The organism is Pseudomonas sp. LSJ-87, assembly GCF_032971465.1.
Taxonomy (GTDB): domain Bacteria; phylum Pseudomonadota; class Gammaproteobacteria; order Pseudomonadales; family Pseudomonadaceae; genus Aquipseudomonas; species Aquipseudomonas putida_Z.
In genome coordinates this window covers 1-12,794 of record NZ_JAWJYQ010000081.1, presented here as the reverse complement: position 1 = coordinate 12,794, position 12,794 = coordinate 1, and the positions used below count along the sequence as shown (strand labels likewise).

Sequence of the window (12,794 nt, the reverse complement as noted above, 5' to 3'; positions counted from 1 at the left end):
GGGCATCCGGGGTGGCGAACACCTGGGCTTCGATCAGCTGGTGAATGCTGCGCTCGTCCGGGTACGCCGCCTGGGTTTCGTTCCAGCCTTCGACCATCTGTTGCTGTTCTGGCAAGCCCAGCATGGGCAGCTCGCCAATCACCGCGTCAGCATTCTCCGCCAGCGCCTGCAGCAGGTTGGCAAAGTAGCCAGCCAGGCGGCCAATGCTCTCATCGCTCCACAGCGCACGGTCATGGCTGTACTGCATCGACAGCGTGCTGCCCAGTTCCACCACCAGGGTCAGCGGGTAGTTGGTCTGCTCCTGCACGGCCACGTCGCCGAAGCGCAGGCCACCGGGCGCGCCCTGTTGCAGCGCCTCGGCCACCGGGTAGTTCTCGAACACCAGGATGCTGTCGAACAAGGCGTCACCGCCCTGCCCCGCCCAGCGCTGCACATCGTACAGAGGGGTGTGCTCGAACTCGCGCACGGCCAGGTTGCCGGCCTGCACCTGGCCGATCCACTCGGCCACGGTCTGCTCGGCACGCGGGGTGCCGATCACCGGCAAGGTGTTGATGAACAGGCCGATCTGTTCCTCCACCCCCGGCAGGTCTGCCGGGCGGCCGGCGACCGTGGCGCCGAAGCACACGCTGGTCTGGCCGGTGCAGCGCTGCAACAGCAGCAGCCAGGCCGATTGCACCAAGGTGTTGACCGTGACCCGGTTGGCCCGGGCGAAGGCTTCGATGCGTGCGGTCTGCTCAGGGTCGAAGGCCAGGCGGTGGTCGCCATGACCGCTACCGCTTGTGCCTGCACTGCCGGCGATGGCCTGGGCCAGGCGGGTCGGCTCGTCCAGGCCCGCAAGCTGGGCTTTCCAGAAGGCTTCGGCAACGGCCCCGTCCTGACCCTGCAGCCAGGCGATGTAGTCGCGGTAGTGCGTGGCCGGTGCCTGCGGCGCCAGGCCGGCATAGCGCTGGAGCACTTCGCCCAACAGGCGCGAGGTGCTCCAGCCGTCCATCAGGATGTGGTGGTTGGTGTAGATCAGGTGGTGGCGGGTATCGCCCGTGCGTACCAGTACCAGGCGCAGCAGCGGCGCGGCAGCAAGGTCGAAGCCGCGCTGGCGCTCACCCTCGGCCAGGGCCTGCAATGCCTGCTCCAGCGCCGGCTGGCCACGCCAGTCATGCTCGCTGCACGGCAATTCGACGGCCTTGCGTACCACCTGTACGGCCTGCTCCAGTTCGCCTTGCAAGACGAAACCGCTGCGCAGGATGTCGTGGGCATCGAGCGTGGCCTGCCAGGCCTGCTGGAAACGCTGCACATCCAGCCCATCCACATCCACGCGCAGCTGGTTGATGTAGTTGCCGGCCTGCTGGTCATAAAGGGTGTGGAACAACATGCCCTGCTGCATGGGTGATAGCGGGTAAACATCGGCGATCTGCCCGGCCTCCAGCGGCAGGCTGTCCAGTTGCGCCTGGGTCAGCTCAGCCAGCGGGAAGTCCGACGGCGTCACGCCCTGGTGCCGCGCATCGCAGCAGTGCTCGACCAGCTCTGCCAAGGCCTGCCCGTAGGCCTGGGCCAGCTTCTCGATGGTGGCCGGGTGATGAACGTCGGCGCTGTAGGTCCACTCCAGGAACAGCTCGCCGCCGTACACCTGGCCGGTGATGCTCAGCCAGTTGCCCAGTTGTGCGCCGGCACATTGGGTACGGCCTGCGCTTTCCCCGCTTGGGGTGAACAGGGCGCCGGCCTCGGCATCGAAGCTGGCATCGAACTGGCCCAGGTAGTTGAAGGTGACACGGGCCTGGGCGGCACGCTCGAGCCGGTCACGCACTTCCGCGTCGCCGTAGTAACGCAGCAAGCCGTAGCCGAGGCCTTTGTCCGGCACGCCGCGCAGTTGCTCCTTGATCGCCTTGATCGACTGGCCAAGGTCCTGACCGGGTGTGAGGCGCACCGGGAACAGGCTGGTGAACCAGCCCACGGTGCGGCTGAGGTCGAGGTCGTCGAACAGGTCTTCGCGGCCATGGCCCTCCAGCAGTACCTGCACGTTGTCCTGTGCGCTCCACTGGCATAGGGTGCGCGCCAGCGCGGTCAGCAGCAGGTCGTTGATCTGCGTGCGGTAGGCCGCCGGGGCCTGTTTCAGCAGCTTGGCGGTGCGCTCGGCATCCAGCCGTGTGGCGGCGGTACGGGCATGGGTGTTGGCCAGGCTGCCCTGCGGGTTGTCACGCGGCAGTTCGGCGTGGTCGCCGCCCAGTGCCTGCAGCCAGTAGTCGCGCTGTGCTTGCAGCGTCGGGCTGCCGGCATGGCTGGCCAGGCGCTCGGCCCAGGCCTTCACCGAGGTGGTCTTGGCGGGCAGGCTCACGGTCTGACCATTCAGCAATTGCCGGTAGGCCGCTTGCAGGTCTTCCAGCAACACCCGCCACGACACACCGTCGACCACCAGGTGATGGACCACCAGCAGCAGGCGCTGCTGGCCATCGGCGAAATCGAACAGTTCGGCACGCAGCAGCGGCCCGTGCTCCAGGTTCAGGCTGGCCTGCACCTGGTTGCCGGCGGCGTCCAGCTCACTCAGTGCGGCCAGGTTGTGCTGGCGCAGCAGTGGTGCATTGTCCAGCGGCTGGAAGCGCGCCTGCCACTGGCTTTCGCCATGGCTGAAGCGCAGGCGCAGGGCATCGTGCTGCTCGACCACGGCGCGCAGGGCTGCCTCCAGGTGTTGCACCTGCACCGGGCTGGCAGGCTTGAGCAGCACCGACTGGTTCCAATGCGCCGGCTGGGCGATCTCCATCTCGAAGAAACGCGCCTGGGCCGGCAGCAACGCCACCTCGCCGCTGGTGGCGGTGTCCACGGCTGCGGCCGCGACCGCTTGCTTGGCCTCGATGCGCTTGGCTACCTGGGCCAGCTGGGCGATGGTCTGTTGTTCGAACAACTGCTTGGGGGTGATCCTGATGCCCTGGCGTTTGGCCCGGGCGATGATCTGCAGGCTGAGGATCGAGTCGCCGCCCAGTTCGAAGAAATTGTCGGTGCTGCCGACCTGCTCCAGCTTGAGCACATCGGCCCACACTGCGGCCAGCTTTTCCTCGATATCGCCTTGTGGCGCCACATAGCCACGGCTGACCGCGCCTGGTGCCGGCAAGGCACGCTTGTCGAGCTTGCCGTTGGCGGTCAGTGGCAGGCGCTCCAGCAGCAGTATCTGCGCCGGCACCATGTAGTCCGGCAGGCGTGCCTGCAATTGCGCCTGCAGTTGCTGCACGGTCACGCCTGCGTCGGCCACACCGTAGGCCACCAGCTGCAAGCGCTCGGCGTCACCTTCCAGTGGCAAGGCCAGCACCACGGCCTCGCTGACACGGGGCAGGCCGGCCAGCACCCGGCCGACTTCACCTGGCTCCACGCGATAGCCACGAATCTTCACCTGGTCGTCGGCACGGCCGATGAACTCGACCAGGCCATCGGCAGTCAGCCGCGCGCGATCACCGGTGCGGTACAGGCGGGCACCACCCTCGGTCGGCACGAAGCGTTCGGCGGTCAACGCTGGCTGGCCCAGGTAGCCCTGGGCGACGCCTTGCCCGCCCAGGTAAAGCTCACCGGGCACCTGCGCCGCCAACGGGTTGAGGTAGCCATCCAGCACCTGGGCGCAGGCGTTGCCCAGCGGGCGCCCGACCGGCACCGTGCGGCAACCTGGCAGCGGCTGCCCCGGCTCGAAGGTGAGCACGCCGACAGTGGTTTCGGTCGGGCCGTAGTGGTTGATGACCCGGCAGGCCGGGCGCAGTTCGCGGATTTTTTCCAACAGGCCCCAGCTGCATGCCTCACCACCCAGGATCAATGCCTCGGCGGGCAGCACATCGGCGGCGCGGGCCGCTTGCAACAAGCCTTGCAGGTGGCTCGGCACCAGCTTGAGCACGCCGACCTGGTGCTGCGCCATGTAGCTGGCGAAGCCATCCGGGTCGAACGCCAGTTCCTGTGGCAACAGGTGCAGCAGGCGGCCCGAGGCCAAGGCACCGAACAGCACGGTGTGGCCCAGGTCGGCCGCGGTGGTGGACACCATCGCCATGCTCGCCGCGGCCGGCAGTTGCAGGCGCTCCAGCACCGCCTGGGTGTAGCTGGCCAGCGCCCCGTGGCTGACTACCACGCCTTTCGGCTGGCCGGTCGAGCCCGAGGTGTAGATCAGATAGGCCGGTTGTTCGGCGGCGATGGCCACCTCGACCGGGCTGTCGCTGCAGGTTGCCCAGGCGGTGTGATCGCAGGCAATCAGCTGCACGCCGTCCAGGCCGGCGAAGCGCTGGTCGCCCGGCTCATGCAGGAGTACGGCGGCGCCGCTGTCGGCAATCAGTTGTTGCAGGCGCTCCGGCGGTTGCTGGGTGTCCAGCGGCAGGTAGGCGGCGCCGGTCTTGAGCACTGCGAGCAAGGCGCCGACCCACTCGATGGAGCGCGGCAGGCACAGGGCGACGATGCTGCCGGCACCGACGCCGTGCTGGCGCAGGTAGTCGGCCAGGCGGTTGGACGCCGCCTCCAGCCCGGCCTGGGTCATGAACCGGTCACCGGCACGCACACCGCCGTGGGCCTGGCCTTGCGCCATTGCCTGGCGCCACAAAGCGAGGAAGTTGCCGTGCGGGTAGGCCTGCGTGGCTGCCGGCAGCAGCGTCGCCACTTGCGGGCTGTCGACGATCGCCTGCTGAGGGTCACGGATCAGCGCATCCAGCACCTGGCGCAGCGAAGCGGCCATGCGTTCGATGGTGGCCTGCTCGAACAGGTCGGTGGCGTAAGTGAAGTAGCCTTCGATGCCGTCGGCCTTGTCGGAGAAGTCGAACGCCAGGTCGAAGCGGGCATCGCCACCGTCACGGGCAAAGCCTTCCACCTCCAGCGCGCCCAAGCGTTTGCGCCCTGCATCGCTGGCGGCCACGTGCTGGTTGATCTTGAACTGGAACAGTGGGTTGTGGGCCAGGTTGCGCTCGGGCAGCAAGGCATCGACCAGGTGCTCGAACGGCAGTTCCTGGTGCGACTGGGCGCCGCCGATCACGTCTTTGACCTGCTCCAGCAGCGCGGCGAAGGTGGCGCGCTCGTCCACCTGCACGCGCAGCACCTGGGTGTTGATGAAGAAGCCGATCAGGCCTTCCAGCTCCTTGCGGTTGCGCCCGGCGTTCGGGGCGCCGATGCGGATGTCGGCCTGGCCGCTGTAGCGCGACAGCACCACCGCCATGGCCGTCAGTACCAGCACGAACAACGTGTGGCCACCCTTGCGCGCCTGGCTGCGCAGGGCCTCGGCCTGTTCGGCGCCGATGTCCACGCGCACCACCGCGCCACGCTGGCTGGGCGTGGCCGGGCGCTCGAAGTCCAGCGGCAGGCTCAGCACCGGCTGCTCGTCGCCCAACTGGGCCTGCCAGTAGGCCAGCTGGCGCTGCGCTTCACCGGCCTCGAGCCAGGCGCGCTGCCAGATGGCGTAGTCGGCGTACTGGATCGGCAAGGCCGGCAACTCGGCCTGCCGGCCTTCGGCCAGGGCGCTGTACAGCTGGATGAATTCCTGCACCAGCACATCGCTGGACCAACCGTCGGAGATGATGTGGTGCATGCTCAGCGCCAGCACGTGGTGATCGGCGGCCACGCGCAGCAGGGTCACCCGCAGCAGCGGGCCGGCCAGCAGGTCGAAGGGCTGCTTGAGGGCGGCGTCCACGGCCACGCTCAGCGCTGCCTCGTCGGCGGCACCGTCGAACATCACCCGTTCCAGCGCCAGCGGGCAGTGCTCGAGGATTTCCTGGTAGAACTCGCCCTCCTCCGAGGCGAAGCGCGTGCGCAGCGACTCGTGGCGTTGCACCAGCGCATCCAGCGCCTGCTGCAGCACCGCCTGGTCCAGCGCGCCCTTCAGGCGTACTGCCATCGGCACGTTGTAGGCCGGGCTGTCGGGCTCCAGCTGCCAGAGAAACAGCAGGCGTTGCTGGGCGTACGACAGCGGAATACGCGCCAGGCCCTGGCGCGCGGGTACGATGGGCAGCAGGCGGAAGCTCTGCCCGGTGGCCTGCATCTTTTCCAGGATCTGCTGGCGTTGCTCCACAGGGAGGCCAACGAAACGTTGGGCGATGCGTTGTGCGGCAGTGAGTTCCATGTCAGGCCTCTGTGAATGCATTCATCATTTGTTCGATATCGCTCAGGCCATCGTCGGAGAGCGACAGGCCCTGCTCGTCCAGTGCCTGGGCGAACGCGCGCAGTTCGGGGTGGCTGAAGATCAGCCGCAGGGGTATGTCCAGCCCCAGTTCGACGTTGATCCGCGACACTGCCTGGGCCGCCAGCAAGGAGTGGCCGCCCAGCTCAAAGAAGTTGTCGTTCAGGCCGACCCGGGCAACGTTCAGCAACTGCGCCCAGATGTTCGCCAGTTGCTGCTGCCGCTCGCTCTGCGGCGCCTGGTAGTCATGCTGTGGCTGGTTCGGGTCGGGCAGTGGCAGGGCCTTGCGGTCGAGTTTGCCGCTGGGGGTCAGCGGCATGCTCGCCAGGGTCACCAGGTAGGCCGGGATCATGTAGTCCGGCAGGCTGGCCTTGAGGTACTGCTTCAGGGCCTGGCGCAGATCGCCGCGGTAACCTTCGGCGGGCACCGCATAGGCGCACAGCTGCTTGCCACTGGGCAGGTCGATGGCCAGCACGGTGGCTTCGCGAACGTCCGGGTGCGCCCGCAGGTACTGCTCGATCTCGCCCAGCTCGATACGGAAGCCGCGCACCTTCACCTGGTGGTCGACCCGGCCGCGATAGGCCAGCTGGCCGTTTTCGTCGTAGCAGCCGAGGTCGCCGGTGCGGTACAGGCGGCCACCGCCAACCGGGTCGAACGGGTCGGGGATGAAACGCTCGGCGGTGAGTGACGGACGCTGGTGATAACCGCGCGCCAGGCACCCTGCCCCGCCTATGAACAGCTCGCCGGGCACGCCCACCGGTGTCGGCGCCAGGCCATCGTCCAAGGCATGCAGGGTACGCCCCGGCAAGGCACGGCCGATCGGCACGCCGCCCTGGCTGATCTGCTCCACGGTCATCTGCGAGCAGTCGTAGGTGGTGGCGACCACGGTGGCTTCGGTCGGGCCATAGGTGTTCAGCAGGCGCACCGCTGGCGGGCCATCGGCCAGCCAGGCGCGCAGGGCATCTTCCGGCACCGCCTCACCCCCCACGTGAATCTGCTTAAGCCGGCCATAGGCCTCGGGGGCGCGGCGCTCCAGCGCCAGCAGGCGCCAGTAGGCCGCCGGCAGGTCGGCCACGGTCACGCCGTGGCGGTTGATCTCGTCCAGCAGGGTGGCGGTGTCCCACAGCCGCAGGTCGCGCAGCACCACACAGGCGCCTTGGGCCAGCGGCGGGAAGAACTGCTCGATGAAGCCATCGAAGCTGATGGTGGCGAACTGCAGCACGCGATCGCCCGGGCTGAGGCGCGAATAGTCGCCGGCCACCTGGCAGAACAGCGACAGGGCCCGGTGGTCGATGGCCACGCCCTTGGGCATGCCGGTGGAGCCGGAGGTGTAGATGACGTAGGCGAGGTTGTGCGGCGCCGCCAGGTTGGCCAGCGGTTCAGCGGGCCAGGCGTGCAGCCACTCAGTGCCCGGCTCCAGTACCACGCAGGGCAGTTGCTTGCCCAGTTGCAGGCGCTCACGCGAGGGCGCGTCGGCCAGCAGCAGGCCGATATTGCTGTCCTCGACCATGTAGGCCAGGCGTTCTTGCGGGTAGTCCGGGTCCAGCGGCACATAGGCGCCACCCGCCTTGTGAATGGCGATCAGCGCCAGGGCCATGCCCAGGCCGCGCTCGACAGCCACGCCAACCAGGCAGTCCGGCCCCACGCCCAGCGCCCGCAGGCGGTGGGCCAACTGGTTGCTGCTGCGGTCCAGTTCGGCGTAGGTCATCTGCTGGTCGTCGAAGATCAGCGCCAGCGCATCCGGCCGCTCGTGGGCCTGGAGTGACAGCAGTTGGTGCGCGCACAAGCCGCTGCCAGCCTGGGGCGCCGGGTTCCAGCCGTGGGTCAGCTGCTGGCGTTCGGCACTGCCAAGGAAGTCCAGCTCGGCAATGCAGCGCTGTGGCTCGGCGCAGATGGCTTGCAGCAATGCTTGCCAATGCCCGGCCATGCGCTCGATACGTGCGGCATCGAACAGGTCGGTGGAATAGTTGAACGAGGCAGTAACGCCGTCGGAGCGCTCCAGGGTATTGAGCGAAATGTCGTACTGCGCGCCCGGCTCCAGCAGGTCCACTTCCTTGACCTGCAGGCCGTGCAGGGCATCGCTGGATACTTGCTCGCCAAGGTCGCGCAGGTGGTTGTACAGCACCTGGAAGAACGGGTTCACACCTTGGCCACGGTCCGGGTACAGCGCCTCGGCTACCTCGAGGAACGGCACGTCCTTGTTGGCCTGGGCCTGCAAGGTGGTTTCCTTGATTGCCGCCAGCAACTGCGCGAAAGGCTGGCTGCCATCGACACTGATACGGGCCACCACCACGTTGATGAAGAAGCCGATCAGCCCTTCCAGCTCCAGGCGGTTGCGGTTGGTGACCGGCACGCCGATGTTGAGCGTGCCCTTGCGGCTGTAGCGCGACAGCACGATGGCATAGGCTGCCAGGAACACATGGAACAGCGTGGCGTTGGATGCCACCGCCAGTGCTCGCAGGCGCTCGGTGAGGGCCTGTGGCAGGCGCACGTCGAAGCGGCTGCCCTGGTAGCTTTTGACCTGCGGGCGAATGCGGTCGGCAGGCAGTTCCAGCACTTCGAAGTCGTCTTCCAGGCGGGCCTTCCAGTAGTCGATCTGCGCCTGCATCTGCCCCTCGGCCAGCCACTTGCGCTGCCAGGCGGCGAAGTCGGCGTACTGCACCGGCAGTGGCTCGATGGTTTGCGCCTGGCCCGTGGCGGCGGCGTTGTAGGCGGCGGCGAACTCGCGCACCAGCAGGCTCATCGACCAGCCATCGGAGACAATATGGTGCAAGGTCAGTGACAGCAGGTGCTCCTGCGCATGCACCTTGAACAAGCGTGCGCGCAGCAGCGGGCCGCGCTCCAGATCGAACGGGACGAAGGCTTCGGCTTCCAGCTTGCGCATCTGCGCGGCGTGGTCCTGGCCAGTGAGGTCTTCGAAGCCGATCGCTACCGTGGCAGCCGGCAGGATGCGCTGCCAAGGCAGGCCGTCGGCCTCGACGAACACCGTGCGCAACGATTCGTGGCGGGTTACCAAGGCATCCAGCGCAGCCTGCACGGCGCAGTGGTCGAGGTGGCCCTGCATGCGCACGGCCATCGGCGTGTTGTAGGCCAGGCTTTCGGGGTTGAGCTTCCAGAACAGCCACTGGCGGTTTTGCGAGCGGGACACCGGCAGCGGTTGCTGGCGGTCGAGGATCTCGATGTCCAGGCCTGCGCCCTGCTCCCCTTCGGCCACTGCCTGGGCAAAGGCCTGCAGGTCGACGGTGTCGAACAGGCTGCGCAGCGGGATATCCACGCCCAATTGCTTGCGTATCCGCGATACCGCCTGGGTGGCCAGCAGCGAATGGCCACCAAGGGCAAAGAAGTTGTCGCCCAGGCCTACCTGCGGTACTTGCAGGACTTGCGCCCAGATCTGTGCCAATTGCGCTTGCAGCGGGGTCTGCGGCGCCTGGTAGGCCACCTGGGTGGCGACGGGCTCCGGCAGCGCCTTGACGTCGACCTTGCCGTTGACCGTGACCGGCAGGTGCTCCAGCACTATCAGGTGGGTCGGCACCATGTGCTCGGGCAGCAGGCTCTTGAGGCTGGCGCGGATCGATTCCTGCCAGGCCAGGCTGTCGGCCGGCATCTGGCTGGGCACCAGCCAGGCAGCCAGCTGCAGTTGCGGCGCCTGGCCATGCACGCGCACCAGGGCATTGGCGACACCGCCCAGGGCACGCAGCTGGTTTTCGATTTCGGCCAGTTCCACGCGATAGCCACGGATCTTCACCTGGCCATCCATGCGCCCGGCGAACTGCAGGTCGCTGCCTTGGCGAACCCAGTCACCGCTGCGGTACAGGCGCTGGCCGTGGCTGCCGTTCGGGTCGGGGACGAAGCGCTCGGCGGTGAGTGCCGGGCGGTTCAGGTAGCCACGGGCCAGGCCGGCGCCACCGATGTACAGCTCGCCCTTGGCTTGGGCCGGCAGGGGTTGCAGGCAGCGGTCGAGCACCGCGACGCGGGTGTTGGCCAGGGGCTGGCCGAGGCTGGCCTGCTCGTTCAGTTCGGCGACCAGCACACCGACGGTGGTTTCGGTCGGGCCGTAGTGGTTGAACACCTTGAGCGCCGGGGCCAGGTTGCGGACCTTGCCCAGCATGCTCGGGCTGATGGCCTCGCCGCCGAGCACCAGGCACTGTGCCGGCAACGCCGAGCGGCCAGCCACCAACATGGCCTCCAGGTGCGACGGTACGATCTTCAGCGCGTCTACCTGGTGCTCGGCCAGGTAGGCCGCAAAGCCTTCGGCATCCAGCACCTGCTCGCGTAGCAGCAAATGCAGGGTATGGCCGCCGCACAAGGCACCGAACAGCATGGTGTGGCCGAGGTCGGCAGCCGGGGTCGAGACCTGGGCCATGCTGCGGATACGCTCGAGCGGCAGGCGCGCGGCGATGCCTTCGACGTAGTTGGCCAGGGCGCCGTGGCTGATCGCCACGCCCTTGGGCTGGCCGGTGGTGCCGGAGGTATAGATCACGTAGGCCAGGTTGGCCGGCGCCGGTTCGATACGGGCGGCGCTGCCGCTGCCGGTTTGCGCCCAGTCCAGGCGCTGCACGCCCTCGGGCAGTTCGGCCTGCCAGTTACCAGGCGCCAGTACCAGGCGCGTGCCGCTGTCGGCAAGCATGTAGGCCAAGCGTTCGGCCGGCTGCTCGGGCTCCAGTGGCAGGTAGGCACCACCGGCCTTGAGCACGCCGAGGATACTGGCAAGCATGCCGACACTGCGGTCGGCCAGCACGCCGACCAATGTGTCCGGCCCTGCTCCGGCTTCCGCCAGCCGGCCTGCAATGGCCTCGGCGCGGGCATCGAGGTCGGCGAAGCTGGCCTGCTCGCCCGCAGCCATCACCGCCGTGCGTTCGGGGTGGCGGCTGACGGCGGCGGCAAAGCGCTGGTGGACCAGCAGCGTTGCGTCAGCCTGCACAGGCGCGCCAATGGCAGGGGCCAGGCCTGGCAATGGCAACTCGCCGACTGCGCCACCCGCTTCGTCGGCCAATGCCTGCACCAGGGCCAGCCACTGCTCGCCAAGGGCTTCAACGGTGGCCGTATCGAACACGTCGGTCGCATAGGTGAACGCTGCGTGCAGCTGCCCCGCTCGCTCATGGGTGTCCAGCGCGAGGTCGAAGCGGGCGCTGTGCTTTGCCAGCACGACAGGCGCCAGGCTCAGGCCGGAGCGGGTCTCGATGGCTTGCACATCCGCCACCTGCGCCTGGTGGTTGAACAGCACGCGGAACAGCGGGCTCTCGCTGCTGCGCGGCAGGTCCAGGGCTTCGACCAGTTGCTCGAACGGCAGGTCCTGGTGGCTTTGCGCGCCTACGGCGGTTTCGCGCACGCGCTGGAGCAGGCCGGTGATGTCCAGCAGCGGGTCGATTTCGGTGTGCAGTACCTGGGTATTGATGAAGCAGCCGATCAGCCCTTGGCTTTCGCCGCGGTTGCGGTTGGCGATGGGCACGCCGACACGGATCGCCGACTGGCCGCTGTAGCGCTGCAGCAGCAGCTTGAAGGCGGCCAGCAGGACCATGAACAGGGTGACGTTATGCTTGCGTGCCAGGCCGCGCAGCCGTTCGGTGACATCTGTAGCGACAGGGAACTCGTGACGTGCGCCGCGATAGCTGGGGCGGCCCTGGCGGCTGCGGTCCAGTGGCAGCTCCAGCGGCGAATGGTCATCGCCCAGGCGCGCCTGCCAGTAGGCCAGCTGGCGCTCCTGCTCACCGGCCTGGAGCCAGCTGCGCTGCCACAGGGCGTAGTCGCGGTACTGGATCGGCAGCGGTTGCAGGCGGGCTTCGCTGCCGGCCACGGCGGCGTCGTACAGGTGCAGGAATTCGTCGATCAGCACGTTCATCGACCAGCCGTCGGCGACGATGTGGTGCAGGGTGAGCAGCAGGATGTGCTCCTGTGCCGCCAGTTGCAGCAGGCGCACCCGCAGCAGTGGGCCGCTGGCCAGGTCGAAGGGGGCCAGGGCTTCGGCTTCGGCGATGGTTTCGATGGCGGCCTGACGGGCGCCCTCCTCCAGGCCGGCCAGGGCATCCTGGTGCAGCTGCAACGGGGCGGCACTGGCATCGACCTGCTGGCGCACGTCATCGCCGTCGGCGACGAAGCGGGTGCGCAGGGTTTCGTGGCGGGCCACCAGGGCATCGAAGGCGTGCTGCAGGGCTGCCAGGTCCAGCGGGCCAGTCAGGCGCACGGCCATGGGCAGGTTATACGCCGCACCTTGCGGGTCGAGCTGCCAGAGGAACCACATGCGCCGCTGGGCGTACGACAGCTGGTCACGCTCGGCCACCTCCACCCCGGGCGCAATCGGCAGCACGGAAAAATCCATGCCCTCGCCCTGCAGCGCCTTGAGGAACAGGCGGCGCTTGTCGGGGCTGAGTTCGATGAAGCGGCGGGCGAGCTTGAGCGTTTGGTCGGCATTCATGTCGAGCGGTGTCCTGGCAGTCGAGCGGTAACTGTCAGACGAAGGTGCGGGGGGGTGATTTAGTGGCGCCAACCTTAGGCCCAGCACCATCCCTGTGGGAGCGGGCGTGCCCGCGAAACAGGCGACGCGGTGTATGGCACCGGCTGCGCCGGTGATCGCCGGCAAGCCAGCTCCCACACCGACCGCGCAGGGAGATTGCATAGAGAACAAGGTTCGAGAGCGTGTCACATTCTCTGTGGGAGCGGGCGCGCCCGCGAAGGGCCT

At 68.0% G+C, this 12,794-nt stretch carries 2 protein-coding genes; both read right to left on the bottom strand.

Going from position 1 to position 12,794, the window contains the following annotated elements; all coding sequences use genetic code 11:
* Positions 1-6,061: non-ribosomal peptide synthetase (locus RYH74_RS25885; protein WP_317410564.1), on the bottom strand; the 6,061-nt coding region annotated here is incomplete at its 3' end.
* Position 6,062: 1 nt separating this feature from the next.
* A complete protein-coding gene (locus RYH74_RS25880; RefSeq protein ID WP_317410563.1) occupies positions 6,063-12,530 on the bottom strand; it encodes a non-ribosomal peptide synthetase in 6,468 nt (2,155 codons plus the stop codon).
* Positions 12,531-12,794 lie beyond the last annotated feature (264 nt).